The sequence below is a fragment of the Stenotrophomonas sp. YJH_SMC_73 genome (assembly GCF_059370155.1).
In genome coordinates this window covers 1-15,616 of record NZ_JCAFTJ010000016.1, presented here as the reverse complement: position 1 = coordinate 15,616, position 15,616 = coordinate 1, and the positions used below count along the sequence as shown (strand labels likewise).

The 15,616-nt window shown below is 68.5% G+C and carries 17 protein-coding genes; all 17 read right to left on the bottom strand.

Features of this window, described 5'->3' with window-relative positions; translation table 11 throughout:
- Positions 1-239: 239 nt before the first annotated feature.
- Positions 240-1,406 (bottom strand): flagellar hook-length control protein FliK, encoded by a 1,167-nt coding sequence (locus tag AC5P8R_RS19990; protein ID WP_046430455.1) that lies wholly within the window; start codon positions 1,404-1,406, stop codon positions 240-242.
- Positions 1,406-1,873, bottom strand: a complete 468-nt coding sequence (fliJ, locus tag AC5P8R_RS19985; RefSeq protein ID WP_014647043.1) for a flagellar export protein FliJ — start codon at positions 1,871-1,873, stop codon at positions 1,406-1,408. The genes AC5P8R_RS19990 and fliJ overlap by 1 nt, the downstream gene beginning before the upstream one ends.
- A 3-nt stretch (positions 1,874-1,876) precedes the next feature.
- Positions 1,877-3,262 carry a FliI/YscN family ATPase gene (locus tag AC5P8R_RS19980; protein ID WP_014647044.1) on the bottom strand — a complete coding sequence of 462 codons (1,386 nt, stop codon included), beginning with the start codon at positions 3,260-3,262 and terminating at the stop codon, positions 1,877-1,879.
- Complete coding sequence (locus tag AC5P8R_RS19975; RefSeq protein ID WP_014647045.1) at positions 3,259-3,900, bottom strand: FliH/SctL family protein; 642 nt, start codon at positions 3,898-3,900, stop codon at positions 3,259-3,261. Before AC5P8R_RS19975 ends, AC5P8R_RS19980 begins: the two co-directional genes overlap by 4 nt.
- Positions 3,897-4,883 carry a flagellar motor switch protein FliG gene (fliG, locus tag AC5P8R_RS19970; RefSeq protein ID WP_024958226.1) on the bottom strand — a complete coding sequence of 329 codons (987 nt, stop codon included), beginning with the start codon at positions 4,881-4,883 and terminating at the stop codon, positions 3,897-3,899. The genes AC5P8R_RS19975 and fliG overlap by 4 nt, the downstream gene beginning before the upstream one ends.
- A 7-nt stretch (positions 4,884-4,890) precedes the next feature.
- Positions 4,891-6,537 (bottom strand): flagellar basal-body MS-ring/collar protein FliF, encoded by a 1,647-nt coding sequence (fliF, locus tag AC5P8R_RS19965; RefSeq protein ID WP_014647047.1) that lies wholly within the window; start codon positions 6,535-6,537, stop codon positions 4,891-4,893.
- Positions 6,538-6,550: 13 nt separating this feature from the next.
- Positions 6,551-6,916, bottom strand: coding sequence for a flagellar hook-basal body complex protein FliE (gene fliE / locus AC5P8R_RS19960; RefSeq protein ID WP_014037113.1), 366 nt, complete (start codon positions 6,914-6,916; stop codon positions 6,551-6,553).
- Positions 6,917-7,253: 337 nt separating this feature from the next.
- Positions 7,254-7,676 carry a hypothetical protein gene (locus AC5P8R_RS19955; RefSeq protein WP_495223763.1) on the bottom strand — a complete coding sequence of 141 codons (423 nt, stop codon included), beginning with the start codon at positions 7,674-7,676 and terminating at the stop codon, positions 7,254-7,256.
- A 185-nt stretch (positions 7,677-7,861) separates the two neighbouring features.
- Complete coding sequence (locus AC5P8R_RS19950) at positions 7,862-9,367, bottom strand: sigma-54 dependent transcriptional regulator (RefSeq protein ID WP_046430458.1); 1,506 nt, start codon at positions 9,365-9,367, stop codon at positions 7,862-7,864.
- On the bottom strand, positions 9,364-9,741 hold the full coding sequence (locus tag AC5P8R_RS19945) for a response regulator (RefSeq protein ID WP_010485922.1): 378 nt from the start codon (positions 9,739-9,741) through the stop codon (positions 9,364-9,366). Before AC5P8R_RS19945 ends, AC5P8R_RS19950 begins: the two co-directional genes overlap by 4 nt.
- 14 nt (positions 9,742-9,755) lie before the next feature.
- On the bottom strand, positions 9,756-11,165 hold the full coding sequence (gene rpoN, locus AC5P8R_RS19940; protein ID WP_495223762.1) for an RNA polymerase factor sigma-54: 1,410 nt from the start codon (positions 11,163-11,165) through the stop codon (positions 9,756-9,758).
- Positions 11,166-11,486: 321 nt separating this feature from the next.
- The gene (locus AC5P8R_RS19935) at positions 11,487-12,119 is read right to left on the bottom strand and encodes a response regulator (RefSeq protein ID WP_032959406.1); all 633 of its coding nucleotides are present in this window, start codon (positions 12,117-12,119) and stop codon (positions 11,487-11,489) included.
- 92 nt (positions 12,120-12,211) lie between these two features.
- Complete coding sequence (locus AC5P8R_RS19930; protein ID WP_014647052.1) at positions 12,212-12,790, bottom strand: PilZ domain-containing protein; 579 nt, start codon at positions 12,788-12,790, stop codon at positions 12,212-12,214.
- The gene (locus AC5P8R_RS19925) at positions 12,787-13,080 is read right to left on the bottom strand and encodes a hypothetical protein (RefSeq protein WP_032959403.1); all 294 of its coding nucleotides are present in this window, start codon (positions 13,078-13,080) and stop codon (positions 12,787-12,789) included. Before AC5P8R_RS19925 ends, AC5P8R_RS19930 begins: the two co-directional genes overlap by 4 nt.
- A complete protein-coding gene (fliS, locus tag AC5P8R_RS19920) occupies positions 13,077-13,493 on the bottom strand; it encodes a flagellar export chaperone FliS (RefSeq protein WP_005416447.1) in 417 nt (138 codons plus the stop codon). Before fliS ends, AC5P8R_RS19925 begins: the two co-directional genes overlap by 4 nt.
- 128 nt (positions 13,494-13,621) lie before the next feature.
- The gene (gene fliD, locus AC5P8R_RS19915; RefSeq protein WP_014647054.1) at positions 13,622-15,037 is read right to left on the bottom strand and encodes a flagellar filament capping protein FliD; all 1,416 of its coding nucleotides are present in this window, start codon (positions 15,035-15,037) and stop codon (positions 13,622-13,624) included.
- 441 nt (positions 15,038-15,478) lie between these two features.
- The coding region (locus AC5P8R_RS19910; protein ID WP_279923195.1) for a flagellin at positions 15,479-15,616 on the bottom strand (138 nt) is incomplete at its 5' end.

Below are 15,616 nucleotides of genomic sequence, written 5' to 3'. Positions count from 1 at the left end.
GGGGTGAAGCTCCTGAGGGTTGCTTCACCGGGATATGCAAGGGGTGTGCCGAAGGCTGGGCCCGCAGGGTGCGACGGAATTCCGTCGGGGTGCAGGTAGGGCCGTGCGGAGCAAGCTCAGCACCCACCAACGCAATACGGGGAGGTGCCGACCGCCTGCCCTGGTGGGTGCCAATTGCCCCGCTCCGGTAGGTGCCAACCGCCCGCTCTGGTGGGTGCCAACCTTGGTTGGCACACCTGTCAGGCGTAGGCGTCCAGCAAGCCGCGCTGGCGGATCAACTGCGCGGACGACACGCTGGCATCGCCCGGCGTCGGTTCTCCGTCGCCGGTCATGCCGCCGCCACCGGGTTGTCCCGACGCATTGCCGTCACCACCAGACGCGTGGTGGCCGACATCGGCGTGAGCCAGCTGGAAGCCCTGTTCGCCCAGCAGCTCGCGCAGGCGCGGCAGGCTGCTTTCCAGTGCCTGGCGCACGTCCACGTGCGGGCTGCTGAAGCTGGCATGCACCTTGTCGCCGTTCAACTGCAGGCGCACGTCGACCGGCCCCATGTCGTCCGGGCTCAGGCGGATGTGGGCATGGCCGATCTTCTGGTCGGCCAGCCAGCCCAGGCGTGCGCCGATGGCCTGGTCGAAGCCATCGTCACCCAGAACGGGCTTGGGCGTGGGTTCGCCATTGAAGATCGCGTTGCCGGTGGCGAGCGCCGCCTTCAGGTCCTGCACGGCGGCCGCTGCCGGTGCGTGCAGCAACGGTGTACCTGCGCGGTCGCCAACGGCGGCCACGTCACTGCCTTCGCCGCGCTCGCTGCGCTTGCCGGGCAGGCTCATCTCCGGCAATGGCAGCGCGGTGGCATCCTCCGCGCTGGTCGCCGCCGGTTTGCCGTCGGCCGCCACGGGGGCTGCGGTTGCCGCTGCCGGCGCGGCTGCAGGCAGTGTCGGGGTCGCGGCGGGGGCAGTGGTGGGTAGCGCCGTACCGCTGGCCAGTGACGGTGCAGCGCTGCCCGCCAGAGCGACGGCCGGATCGGCAGGCGTCGGCATCGCCAGCACCAGGCCGGCCAGGCCGATCGGTGGCCACGGGGCGTCCTCGGTCGCGGCGGGCTTGTCCTTGTCGGTGCCGGGTCCAGCCGGGGGCAGGGCAACGGGCGGTAGCGGCGGCGTTTCGGCAGTTGCCGCTTCCGCGTCCGCGCTGCGTTCGCCCGGTGCCTGGCCATTGCTGTCGGCGGTCGATGGCTGGCTGGGCGGGGACGGCGTCGGTGCGGTAGCGCTGCCGGCAGGCGCGGGCGCGGAGGGCGCACCGCCCTGCAGCAGCTGGCTGAAGTCCTTTGCGCCTTCGCTGCGCGCGGCGCGTGCGGCACTGTTGCTGGTGGCGGGCGTGGCCGGGTTGGCGCTGCTGGCGAGCGGGGCGGGCATCACGGGCGGCCTCCCTGCTCGGCGCCGTCCTGGTCTTCGGCCTGCACCAGGCGCGCGCGCCGCGCGCCAATGTCGTCCATCTCGCGCTGGTCGCGGCGGTCGGTCACCACCTTTTCCTGCGCGCGGTAGCTGGCGGCCAGCTGCTCCAGCACCGCCTTGTCACGGCTGGCCAGGATCAGCCGCGCGCGCTCGGCCTCCACTTTTTCGCGGTTGCCGTTGACCGTGGCCTGCTGCTGCTCGACCGCACTGTCCAGGCGATCAAGGAAGGCGCGGCGGTTCAGCAGCTGTGCCGGGCTGGTCGCTGCCATTTGGGCGTTGGCGTACTCCTCGGCATAGCGGCGCAGTTCGTCCAGGCGCGACAGATGGGTGTCGAGCACGCGCTGGCGTTCGGCCAGGTCGCGGGCGACCGCGTCCTCGTGTTCCTGGGCCCGCTTGAGCAGGGGATCGATGCGCTTGGACTGGTTCATGGCTTAACTCTCTTGTTCCACCAGGCGCTGCAGCGCCGCCTGGCTGTGCGGGAGATCTGCGGCCTTGGCAACGTCCTGGCCGAGGAACTCCATGATTTCCGGCCAGCGTTCCAGGGCTTCGTCGGTGGCCGCGTCGTTACCACGCTGGTAGGCACCGATCGCGATCAGGTCACGGTTGGCCGAGTAGGCCGAGACCAGTCGCTTCAACTTGCGGATGCGCAGGCGCCACGGCTCGTCGGCGATTTCCGTGACCACACGGCTGACCGACGATTCGACGTCGATGGCCGGGTACAGGCCGCTGTCGGCCACCCGGCGCGAGAGCAGGATGTGGCCGTCGAGGATCGCGCGTGCGGCGTCGGCGATCGGATCCTGCGGATCATCGCCTTCGGTCAGTACGGTGTAGAACGCGGTGATCGAGCCGCGGCCCTTTGCGCCGTTGCCAGCGCGTTCGACCAGCGCCGGCAGCTTGGCGAACACCGAGGGCGGGTAACCGCGGGTGGTCGGTGGTTCACCGACCGACAAGCCGATCTCGCGCTGCGCCTGGGCGAAGCGGGTCAGCGAGTCCATCAGCAGCAGCACGTTCAGGCCCTGGTCGCGGAACCACTCGGCGATGGCGGTGGCACGGTAGGCACCGTGCAGGCGCGCCAAGGGTGGCCGGTCGGCGGGGCTGGCCACCACCACGGCGCGGCGCAGGCCTTCCTCGCCCAGCGTGGTCTCGACGAAATCGCGTACTTCGCGGCCTCGTTCACCAATCAGGCCGACCACGATCACGTCGGCAGCGGTGTAGCGGGTCATCATGCCCAGCAGCGTCGACTTGCCGACGCCGGAACCGGCGAACAGGCCGACACGCTGGCCGCGGCCGATCGGCAACAGCGCGTTGATCGCGCGCACGCCCACGTCCAGCGGCTGGGTGATCGGTTCACGCGCCAACGGATTGATCGACACGCCGGCCATGCCGACATGCCCTTCTGCGCGGATCGGGCCCTTGCCATCCAGCGGCACGCCGTCGCTGTCGATGACGCGGCCGAGCAGGCCTTCACCCACTTCCACGCCGCCACGCCGCGCCGACGGTACCACGCGGGCGTTGGGCAGCAGGCCGTGCAGTTCGGCGCTGGGCATCAGGTAGGTGCGCTCACCGGCAAAGCCGACCACTTCGGCATCGACCCAGCCACCATCGACCACTTCCACCTTGCAGCTGGCGCCCAGCGGCGCCTCGCAGCCGACCGCTTCCAGGGTGAGCCCGACCGCGCGGCGCAGCACGCCCTCGCGGATCAGCCCACGGCCATGCGCGGTATCCACGCGCAGGCCGTCCAGGCGGCGGGCCAGGCGCAGGTTGCGGGCCACGGCCCAGTCGGCCGGCGGCGGCGTCGTTTGCGGTGCGGCGCTCATGCCGTCGCCCCGGTCTGGCGGATCACCGCATCCAGCGCACCGCGCAGGCGGGCCTCCAGGGTGCCGTCGATGCGTACGGCTTCGGCGTGCACGCGCAGGTCGCCACGGCTGAGGCTGGTATCCGGTACCAGGCGCTGCGCCGGCGACAGGTTCAGCAGCGGGGCAAGCGCGGCGATGTCATCCGGGTGCAGCCGCACTTCCACCTCGCGGGTGCTGCCGCCCACGGCGTCAATCGCTTCGCCGACCAGCTGCGCCAGCAGTGCCGGCTCGGCCTCGTAGGCGCGGCCGACCAGCGCGCCGGCGATGCGCACCGCCAGTTCACCAAGGGCGCCGACCACTTCGTTCTCCAGCCGCACCAGCGGCCGGCTGAAGTTGTCGAGGATGCCTTCGATCTGCGCGGCGAGGCGACGCACCTCCGCCTGGCCCTGGCCGTACCCTTCGGCATGGCCCTGATCGAATCCTTCCTTCTCCGCGCTGTCCTGGATCGCCTGGATTTCCTCCAGGGTCGGCAGCTGCAGCGGCGGCTCCGGTTCGTGTTCCGGGTCCGGCTCGGTGAGTTCGAACGCGTCCTCCTGCTCCAGCGCCGGTTCGGGCTGGGCCAGCAGGTCCGGGGCAAGCCAGCGCACGACGTTGCTCACAGCATGGCCTCCGCGCTGCCGCCGATGGTGACGGTGCCTTCATCGGCCATGCGCTTGACGATGGCCAGGATCTCGCGCTGCGCGCCTTCCACGTCGGACAGGCGCACCGGCCCGCGGGCTTCCATGTCTTCCAGCAGGATCTCGGCCGCGCGCTGCGACATGTTGCGGGTGATCTTGTCGCGCACCTTGATGTCGGCACCGCGCAGGGCCAGGCCCAGGCGCTCGCCGCTCACCTCGCGCAGCACCAGCTGCATCTCGCGGTCGTCCAGGTCGACCAGATCGTCGAACACGAACATCAGGTCCTGGATGCGGTTGCTCAACGGCGCATCGATGCGGGCGATTTCGCCCAGGATCGCCTGGTCCTGGCCGCTGTCCATGAAGTTCAGGATGTTGGCCGCGCACTGCACGCCACCGATGTTCGACGACTTCAGGTTCTGGTTGCCGGCGAACTGGCGCTCCATGATCTCGTTGAGTTCATTGAGCGCGTTCGGCGGAATGCCGTCGAGGGTAGCGATGCGCAGCAGCACGTCCACGCGGGTACGGTCCGGCAGCAGCTTCAGCGCGTCGGCGGCCTGGTCGGTTTCCAGGTGCGCCATCACGATGGCGATGATCTGCGGGTGCTCGTTGCGCACCAGGTCGGCCACCGCACGCGGGTCCATCCACTTCAGCGCGTCCAGGCCGGTGGTGTTGCGGCCCAGCAGGATGCGGTCGATCAGGTTGCCGGCCTTCTCGCTGCCCAGCGCCTGCACCAGCATGTTGCGGATGTAGTCGTCCGAGCCAACGCCGAGTGAGGTCTTCGAGCCCAGCTCCTGGCCGAACTGGTCCATCACCCGCTCCACCTGCTCGCGGGTGATGTCGGTCATGGTGGCCATGGCGATGCCGATTTTCTGCACCTCCTTGGGTTCCATGTGGCGCAGCACTTCGGCCGCGTCCAGTTCACCCAGCGAAAGCAGCAGTACGGCGGCGCGCTGCACGCCAGTCAGTGCGGCCTCAGTCATTTGCCACCCAACCCTTGACCACCTGGGCCACGCGCTTGGAGTCGGTCTTCACGGCTTCACGCGCCATCCGCAATCGTTCCTCATATGAATCCACCGGCAGGGCCAGTGCTTCCGGCCCGCCCAGGCTGGCCCGGTCAGCGCCCAGCGCCGGCAGCGGCATGCCATCGTCATCGACCAGCTGCACGTCCGCGGTATGCGGCTCGAGTGCCTGTTCGTCGTTCTTCCTGCTCTGGCCGGTGATCGCGCGCAGCGCCGGACGCAGCACGCCGAACAGCAGCGCCAGCACCACCACCGCGCCAAGCAGCATGCGGCCGGCATCGTGCACCCACGGCAGCTCCCACCACGACGGGCCTTCGACCGGCGTGGTGTCACGCACGAACGGGGCATTCATCACCGACACGGTGTCGCCACGCTCGGCGTTGAAGCCGACGGCCTGCTTGACCAGCGCTTCGACGCGGGTCAGTTCGGCAGCCGACAGCGGCTGCGGGCTCATCTTGCCGTTGGCGCCGGCGCGCGGCACGTTGTCCACCAGCACCGCCACCGAGACGCGCTTGATGCGGCCGGCCGGCTGGCGGGTGTGCTGCAGGGTGCGGTCCAGCTCGTAGTTGCGGGTCGCGTTCTTGCTGCTTTCGGTCGGGGCCTGCGCGGTGGCCGGTGCGGCCTGCTGGCCCGGCGGGCTGTTGCTGGTCGCACCCGGCACGCCCTGCGGGCCCGGCGTGCTGGTGGTGTTCTCGCTCATCTGCTCGCTGCGCAGCTTCTGCGGCTCGCCGTTGTAGAGCTCGCGGGCTTCCTCGGTCACCGAGAAATCCATGTCCACGCTCACTTCCGGGTTGACGCGGCCGGGGCCAGTCATCGGTTCCAGCAGTTCGCGGATGCGCTGGTTGAACGAAGTTTCCTGGCGGCGCACCTGCTCGAACTGGGCCGCGTTGACCGCCGCCTCGCTGTTCGGGTCGGTAATGCTGAGCATGCGCCCGCTCTGGTCGACCACGGTCACCCGTTCCGGCGCGAGGTCCGGAATGCTGGCGGCGACCATGTGTACGATGGCATCGACCTGGCTGCGTTCCAGCTGCTGGCCGCCACGCAGTTCCAGGGTGACCGAGGCGCTGGCCACGTCACGCTGGCGGGTGAACGCGCTGGGCTTGGGAATGGCCAGGTGCACGCGCGAATCGCGCACCGGGCGCAGCGTGTTGATGGTGCGCGACAGCTCGGTTTCCAGCGCGTGCTGGTAGCGCGCGCTTTCCACGAACTGGCTGACACCAAAGCCCGGGTCGCGTTCCATCAGCTCGAAGCCCAGCTTGCCGCTGTCGGTCAGGCCGGAGCCGGCGAGCTTCAGGCGGGCATCATGCAGGTTCTTTTCCGGCACGGTGATGCCACCGGTGGCCGGGTCGAGCGCGAACGGAATCTGCGCGGCGCGCAGCAGGTCGGTCGCTTCAGCGGTCGCCTTCTGGTCCAGGCCGGTGTACAGCGGGACCATGCCCGGCTTCTGTGACCAGAAGAACACGGACAGGCCTGCCGCCACCGCCACCGCGATCATCGCCATCAGGCCCAGCCGACGGGTGATCTGCAGACTCTGCAGGCGGTCGAACCATTGCCCGGCCTTCTCGGCGTTCAGGCTGTCCTTGGAGAGCGTCAGTGCCATGCGTCAACGTTCCTTACAGCGGCATGTTCATCACGTCCTGGTAGGCCTGGACGAGACGGTTGCGGACTTCCACGGTGGCGCGGAAGGCGATCTGGGACTGCTGCGAGGCGACCATCACCTTGGCCAGGTCGGCGCTGGGGTCGCCCATCTCGAAGGCCTTGGCGAGGGCGCCGGATTTCTGTTGCGCATCGTTGACGCCGGCAATCGCACCACGCAGGGTTTCGGTGAAGCTGGCCGGCTGCACCTGCGGCGCATCCAGCACCGTGCCCGGCAGGGCATTGCTGCGCGGCGTTTCGCCCAGCGGGTTGAGCGCCGGCTGTCCCATCTGGGTCTGATAGGAGCGGATCTGCGAAAGGATCGAAGTGACGGAGTGGGACATCTGCAACGGTTCCAGAAACAGGGATGGGGTTGTCTGCTGGAGCCAGTGCAAGTGCCGTGCCGAAACCGGTTTTCGATTCAGTGAAGTGAGGGTGTGGGGTGGGTGTGGGGTGGCAGGGCTGCGCCCTGCACCCGCCGACGCCACGTCAACATCAACGTCAAAATCGGGCTATGCGTGGGGTGGCGGGCTGGGTCCGGCGGCAGGTGGCCGCGATCTGTTGGAACTTCCTACTGATGGTGGGTGCCGACCGTTGGTCGGCACGGGGTCGGATCCCGTTGCAACGCAACGGGCTCTGACCCCATTGGCGGCGCCATTTAACCGGCGTCGGTTTTCTGGCCTATGGCTGCAGGGTCCATCGGCCGGAATTCTGGCGCTGGCGCTGGCGCGGTGCGATGGGGCCGTCATGCTGGGTGTAGATGAAACGGCCCTGGCGGTCGCTCTGGCACGTCAGCAGCAGGGTGTAGTGGGCGAGGCCGGCCGGGTGGGCCTCGGTCATCTGGATTTCCGCGATATGCGGGGCCAGGCGCTGGTAGCGGTAGCTGCCGCCGATGCGGAGGTCGGTGCCGAGGATGTCCAGCACGTACTGGCTGCCAGCAAAGCTGAGCTGCACCATGCGTCCGGCGTTGGGGTTGTCCGGCGCGTACAACGGGTCGCTGAGGTTGGTGAACTGGCGTTGGTCGAGCGTGGCGGGCAGGGTGCAGTTGGCCGCGGTGGCCAGGGCCGGGCAGAGCAGGACGGCGAGCAGGATCAGGTGATGCATGGTGGGACCTCCTTGGGATGTCCCTGCCATGCTCCGCACTGCGATTCCGTTGTCTCTAGGAAAACGTGCAAATGCAATGGGGTCAGATCCCTTTCCGCAGGAAAGGGATCTGACCCCGGGCACCAGAAACACCAACGCCCGGGCAAGCCCAGGCGTTCGTGCCCCCTTCATGCGGGTCGCGCGCTTCAGCCGGCCAGTTCGGCCTGCTCGCGCTCGATGCCGTACTTGCGCAGCTTTTCCACCAGGGTGGTGCGGCGCAGGCCAAGCAGCTGGGCGGCGTGGGCGACCACGCCCTGGGTGCGTTCCAGTGCTTCGTTGATCAGCCCCAGTTCGATGTTGGCCATGTGGTTGCGCAGGTCCAGACCGTCGTCGGGCAGTGCCGCCGGGGCGGCTGCGCGATTGACGGCGATGCCGTGCTCCAGCGCCGGCTGGTTGCCGCTGCCGGGCGTGTGGAACGAGAAGCTGCGCAGGTCCAGGCGTTCTTCGCTGGCAACCGGCGCTGCAGGTACCGCTGCGGCCACCGCTGCCAGCGCGGCATCGCCACGATAGCGGGCCGGCAGGTCCTGCACGCGCACCGAGCCGCCCGGATGCAGCACCGCCAGGCGCTCGACCAGGTTGGTCAGCTCGCGCACGTTGCCCGGCCACTCGTAGCCGGCCAGGGCCTGCAGGGCTTCCGGGGTGAAGCGCACTTCGCCACGGCCGGTGCGGGCCAGCTGCGCGGCGATGGTTTCCACCAGCGCCGGCAGGTCTTCGCGCCGTTCGCGCAGCGCGGGCACGTCGATCGGGAACACGTTGAGGCGGTAGAACAGGTCCTCGCGGAACTTGCCCTCGGCGATGCGGGTCTCCAGGTCGCGGTGGGTCGCGGCCACCACGCGCACGTTGCAGCGGATGGTCTGGTTGCCGCCAACGCGCTCGAAACTGCGTTCCTGCAGCACGCGCAGCAGCTTCACCTGCATCGGCAGGCTCATGTCGCCGATTTCGTCGAGCAGCAGGGTGCCGCCCTCGGCCATTTCAAACCGGCCCTTGCGCGCGGTCAGTGCGCCGGTGAAGGCGCCCTTCTCGTGGCCGAACAGTTCGCTTTCCAGCAGGTCGGCCGGAATGGCGCCACAGTTGATTGCCACGAACGGGCCATCACGGCGCGGCGAGCGCTGGTGGATGGCGCGCGATACCACTTCCTTGCCGGTGCCGGATTCGCCCAGCACCAGCACGGTGGTGTCGAACGCGGCCACCTGCTCGATCATGGTGCGCAGCGCGGTGACCGCCGGGCCGTTGCCGGTCGGGCCTTGATCCTGCGCGGCGCCGGCCTGGTGCTCGGCATCCAGGCGCTTGAGGCTGGCGCGGCGCAGCAGGGCTTCCATCTGCGCGTGGCGCAGCGGCGTTTCCAGCGGCCAGATGTTGGCCTCGTGCAGACCGTGCTGCTGGGCAAACGCTGCAGCATCACCATCGGCCAGCAGCACCGGCGGCGGCAGGCTGCTGCCGCCCAGCCAGTGGTACAGCGCGGTACTGGCGGCGCTGTCATCCAGGCTGCCGACGATCACTGCCATCCAGTCGTTCTGGCGCTGGCGGCCCAGGTCGAAGTCGGCCGCGTCGGACACCCAGCGCGGGTTGAAGTCCATGAATTCCAGCAGGGCAACGGTGCGCTCTGCGCGCACGGCGTCGTTGTCCAGCACCAGGATGCGCGATTCGCTCACGATCGATCCTCCCTGAGGCCTTCCAGGATCGGCATGACTTCCTGGATGTAGGACAGCTTGCTGACAAAGTTGTCGGCGCCGGCGCGCAGCGCATGTTCGCGGTGCTCGGCGTCGTCGAAGTGGCTGGCGATCACGATGTACGGTGCATCGTCCTGCGACTTGATCAGGCGGGTCGCCTGCAGGCCGCCCATTTCCGGCATCGCCAGGTCCATCAGCACCACCTGCGGGCGCAGCGTTTCCGAGCGCTCGATCGCTTCCAGGCCGTTGCCGGCACTGCCGACGATCTGCAGCCAGTCGATCTTGCGGAAATGGCGCATCGCCGCGTTGATGAAGCCCTCGTGGTCATCGACCAGCAGAACCGTGAGCTTGTTCATGTCCAACATCCTTTTCAGCCCACCCGGGCCAGCTGGGGTTGCCTGGCGCTGAGCCGGCGCCGTTCGCGGGCCGGGGCGATATCCAGTTGTTCTCGGTATTTTGCGACGGTTCGGCGGGCAATGTTCACCCCCTGGCGTGACAGCAGGCCGGCAATGGCCTCATCGGCCAGCGGCCGGCCGGCCGGTTCGGCGTCGATCAGGCGGCGGACCATGGCCTTCACCGCCTGGCCGGAGACGCTGGCGCCTTCCAGGCGCACGGCGAAGAAGTGCTTCAGTTCGAAGGTGCCGCGCGGGGTCTGCAGGAACTTGCCGGTGGTGATGCGCGAGACGGTGGACTCGTGCATGCCGATCTCCTCGGCCACTTCCTTCAGGGTCAACGGCGCCATGGCCTCTTCGCCACGGACCAGGAAGGCGGCCTGGCGCTCGACGATCACCCGCGCGGTGCGCAGCAGGGTGTCGTAGCGCATCGACAGGCCGCGGCTGAACCAGCGCGCCTCCTGCAGCATTTCGCGCAGTGCCGGGGCGGCGTCGCTGGTCTCGGCCAGGGCCTGTTCGTACTGGCTGTTGATCGACACGCGGCGGCTGGTGGCCGGGTTCAGTGCGACCTTCCACTGCCCATCAGCGTGCCAGGCGACCACGTCCGGCACCACCACGGCGTTGCGTTCGGGCAGCAGGCTGTCGCCGGGGCGCGGCTGCAGCGATAGGATCAGGCGCACCGCCTCGCGCACGTCGTCGATCTCGGCGTCGTGCTGGCGGGCGAGGGCGGGGTAGTCGTGGGCCGCGAGCGCGTCGAGCGCGCCATCGAGAATGCGTGCGGCCAGGTGGCGGGCCGGCACCACGCCATGCAGGCTGCGCAGCTGCGCCTGCAGGCCTTCGCGCAGGTCCTGCGCGGCCATGCCGGCGGGCTCGCCATGCAGCAGCTGCTGGCGGATGGCTTCCACGCCGTCGGCAGCGATGTCGAACTGGGCGCTGGCCAGCAGCTGCAGCTGGGCCAGCGGCGCCTGCAGGTAGCCGGCCTCATCGCAGTGGTCCAGCCAGAACGCGGCCACCGCCAGCTGGCGGTCGTCCATGTCCAGCGCCAGGCGCTGCAGCACGCGCAGCTGCGGGTCGGTCGACTCGCCGGCGGCGATGCGCGCCATGCGATCGTCGTCGCCGTCCTGCCAACTGGCGCCGGCCACGTCCCACATCGACGGCTCGGGCAGTTCGTCAAAGGCGGCGGTGTCGAGGGTGGTGGCACTCGCTTCGGTGGCTTCAGCAGCGGGCGCTTCGGCCTCCTCGATCTCCAGCAGCGGGTTGGAGTCCAGCAGGCGCTGGATTTCCTGCTCCAGGTGCAGGCCATCGAGCTGCAGCAGCCGGATCGACTGCAGCAGTTGCGGGGTGAGGTGGAGTTGCTGGCCCAGCTGGGTCGAGAGTGCAGCCTTCATCGTGGTTCCCCGGCACCGCTCCCCGGCGCCTTGTGGAACGCATCTTGCTTTTGATCCGGCGGGGGCGGAATCGGGGGGTTCCTGATGCATTTCGTGGAACTCCCGACAGGGTGTAGGGGAATTCCCTACACCGACGCGGGAAATTGACGAAATGCGTCGCCAAGTCATTGATTTGTGGTGGCGAAGCCGCTGGGCGCGCGCCGGTCGGGGTACGGATTCCTGTCAGGGAATGTCGGGGTGACGGGATGTCGTCGCCGCTGCAGGGTGTCGCGGGGTCAGATCCTTTTCCGCGGGAAAGGGATCTGACCCCGATACCGGCGCCTACTCGAGCTCGTGCTGATGGCGTGCGGCCAGCAGAAGCAGGTCATTGGCGCGGCGGCAGCCCAGCGATTCCATCATCCGCGCGCGGTGGGTCTCCACCGTCTTGACGCTGATGCCGAGATCGGCGGCGATTTCCTTGTTGCTCTCGCCCTTGCCGATGCGGCGCAGGATCTCGCGCTGCCGTGGTGAGAGTGCGGCGATGCCGGTGGGTTTCTCGCGGCCCAGCATCGGCGCCAGCATCTTGGCCGAGATCTGCGGGCTCAGGAACACCTGGCCGGCGTGCGCGGCCCGCAGTGCCAGTTCCAGTTCCTGCGGTGCGGCGTCCTTCACCACGAACCCGACCGCGCCACGATCCAGTGCATCGCGCACGTGGGCGGCATCGTCGTGCATGGTCATCATCACCACCCGGGTACCGGGGGCACGCAGGCGGATGTCGCTGAGCGCTTCCAGGCCGGTGCGGCCCGGCAGCGAGAGGTCCATCAGCACCACATCCGGTGCGTGCTGCAGGGACAGCTGCAGTGCCTGTTCGGCGTTGCTGGCCTCGGCCACGAGCTGCACGTCGGCAAACCCCTGCAGCAGCCGCGCCAGGCCGGCGCGGACAAGGGTGTGATCGTCGACGATGAGAACTCGCACAGGCACGCAGCAGATCCGTGTAGGGGCATCCACCTTAACTTAGCTGAACGGGCGCGCCAAGGGTCGGCCGTACAGCGCCAAGGGGGCGGGTTTCAGCGTGCGCGGCGTGCCTCGGCCACCTGGCGGCGGTGCAGGCGGAACAGGTGCCGCTCCATCGCCATCTCCAGGCCATCGCCCAAACGCTGGAAGCGCAGCCACAGGAAGTGCCCGCCGCTACCGTCGGCGGCTTCTGCGACGACCTCCACCGGCAGGTCGATGTGGTCGGGCAGCCAGTCGCTGGGCTGCAGGCGCACCACGCCGGCCTGGCCGGGGCTTGCGCCACTGCGCGGGCCCAGCTGAAGGCGGATGCCACGGCGCGACCAGCGCACCGGGCGCAGGGTCAGCTCCTGGCCCTGCTGGCGCACCAGCCGGCCGAGCAGCACCATCGCCAGGTCCAGCTTGGCTTCCAGGCGCTGCAGCTGCAGGCTGGCTTCGTTGCGTTCGTCGTGCTCGTCGCCGCGGCTGTCCTCGACCAGTGCCAGGCTGCGCAGCAGGCCTTCGGCGCTGCTGGTGCGGCCGGCCGCGCTGCCCGCCTGGAACTCGGCCGGCAGGGCCAGTTCGCAGCTGAGCGTCTCGTCGAACAGCTCGCTTTCGGCCGGGTGATGCAGCGAGGTGGTCGGCAGCGAGGTCATGCCAGCGATTCTGCCTGCAGATAGGCATGCGCCGCGCGAAGGGAGCGCTGGCCGTCGTTCATCAGTGCGGCCACGGCATCACGGCGCTGGCGCAGCAGGCCGAGCAGACTCTGCTGGCGCTCGAACAGGGCGCTCAGCGGCGCGTGGTCCGCAGCGGTCAGCGGCTGGCTGAGCAGGGCGTGCAGAGTGCTGTCGTGGCCGTCGAGCAGGCTGTCTGCCTGGTCGAGGGATTCTTCGCCCAAGGCTCTCTCGAAGGCATCCAGCTGCGCATGCAGTTCCTGCAGGCTCATGGCGCCACCGCGGCCGGGCGGCGCTGTTCGTGCGGGATCGCGTTCCAGGCGCTGTCGATCTCGCCCAGCAGCTGCAGCGATTCATCCAGCGCGGCACGGTCGTTGTGCAGGTTGGCCTCGGTCAGGCGCTGCAGCACGTAGTCGTACAGCGCCGACAGATTTCCGGCGATCTCGCCACCGGCCTCATGGTCCAGCGAGCCGTTGAGGTGGCCGACGATCGCGCAGACTTCGCCGATCGCCTTGCCCTTGCCGGCCTGGTCACCGCGTTCAAGGCTGGCCAGGGCGCGGCGCACGCGCTCCAGCGCGCCGGCCAGCAGCATCGCCACCAGCTTGTGTGGATCGGCATCGGCGACCGCACTGGTCACCCCCACCTGGCGGTACTGCTCGGCATATTGACGGCTGGAACCGTACATTCGTGATTCTCCTTGCGCGGGGTGCCGTCGGGTGATCGCGGGGACCGGTGCCGACGGCGCGGCGATGATTGCTGTTGCGTCCGTTATCGGTGCATTGCGCGGCAAACTTGAGTGCCGTGCATGTTCCGTCAGCGGTTCAACTGGGCCAGCTGCTGCTGCAGCGCGGTGTTGCTCTGCTGCAGCTTGCCCATCAGGCTGTCCAGCGCCAGGAACTGCTTCTTGTAGCGCTCTTCCACGCTCTTCATGCGCGTGTCGAGGTCCTTGCGGCGCTTGTCGATGTTGTCCAGCGTGGTGTTCAGGCCCTTGGTGCGGGCAACGAAGGCGCCTTCCTTGCCGACCGTGGTGCTGACATAGCCGTCGACCAGCGTGTACAGCTTGCCGGCACCGCCGGTATCACCGGTGATCGCCTGGCGCATCTTCTCCGGCTGGCTGGCCAGTGCGGCGGCAAACTTGGTGGTGTCCAGGATCAGCGTGCCGTCGGCATTGGGATAGCCACGGGTATCCAGGCCGATCGCCTTGGCATCGAGCTTGTCACCGGCCAGGTCCTTGAGCACGCTCGACATCACCGAGCGCAGCTGGCTGGTGGCGCCGCGCATCTGCGCATCGCCGGTCAGCGTGGAGGCTTCCTTGGTCTTGGCGTCGTACTTGGTTTCGGTGTTGATCGCCGCCAGTGCAGCGTTGTAGGCGGTGACGAACTCCTGCATCACCTTGGTGGCTGCCGCAGTGTCCGTGCTGATGGTCACCGTGCTGGTGCCCGGCATCTTCAGGTTCAGGGTCAGGCCCGGAACCGCATCGGCCACGGTGTTGCTGGCGCTGACGACCTTCACACCATCGATGGTCAGCTCGGCGTCGGCGGCGGCGGTGTTCTGCTTGAGGCTGTTGACCAGGCCGCCCAGTTTGGCGTCGCTGCCGGCGTATTCGAGCTTGATCGCGTTGGCGGCACCGGTCTTCTCCTGGGCGATCGACAGGTACTGGTTGTCGCCGGAGCTGATCAGGGTGGCCTGCACGCCTTCCTTGCGGCCGGCCGCATCGATCTTGTTGCGGATGGTGGTCAGCGTGTCGCCGTCCTCCACCTCCACGTTCATGGTCTTGGCCTTGTCGCCCACGCCAACGGTCAGCGTCAAGGTTCCGGCAGCAAACGTGTCAGTCTTGGGTACCGAGGTATCGGCGATCAGTTTGTGCGCTGTCGCCAGCGAGGTGACATTGACCACGTGCGTGCCGTTGGAGGCCGCAGCCTTGGTGGTGCCAACGTCATACAGCGCGACCGACGCCGTCAGGATCTCGTCGGTGCCCTTGTCGCCGCCCTTGCTGGCGGTCACCGTGCGCGTGTCGAACGCCGTGGTGGCCTTCAGTGCGGTCAGCGCCGTCTTCAGCTTGTCGAAGGCAGAGGTGATGGTGCCGATCGACGACAACTGCATCTTGGCCTTGGACTGCTGCAGGTTCAGCGCATTGTCGGCGGGCTTGCGGTCAGCTGCGACCAGCTGGTTGACGATGCTGGAAATATCCAGTCCCGAGCCAATGCCACCGTATCCAAAGTCTGCCACGTCGTTTCTCCTGGTATCCGGGCCCGGCCGTCGTGCGGTGGCCCGTCGTCAACGAAAATAGCGGCCTGCGCCGCTGGGTCTTGAGGACTTCGTCGATGCACGTGCCGTGCCAATCGCCTGGCGCGGGTTCTGGCACGCGGGTTGCAGGAGGGCTGGGGCAGGGTGCGGGTAGGTTCACCGCGGGCTGCCGGGAGTCTGCAAAAAGCCCTCCCCCAATGCAGGGGAGGGATCAGGCTACTGACAATCGGGGGGAGACGAAGCCGCCCGGTACGTACAGTCAAAGGTACAGCGCTGAAAGAGAGGTCCGCAGGAGCGGGCGATGCCAAGCCGGTTCGGGAGTGATCCCGGGCCGGGCATGGCCCGCGCCTTCGTGCATCGTGGCTTCCCGGTTGCCGCTACCGTCGGTTCGATCCGACGGTAGCGGCGCCTTCTTGCCGTGGATCAGCGCAGCAGGCTGAGCACGCCCTGCGGCACCTGGTTGGCCTGGGCCAGCATGGCCGTACCGGCCTGCTGCAGGATCTGGGTGCGGGTCAGTTCGGCGGTTTCCTTGGCGAAGTCGGTGTCCTTGATGCGGCTGCG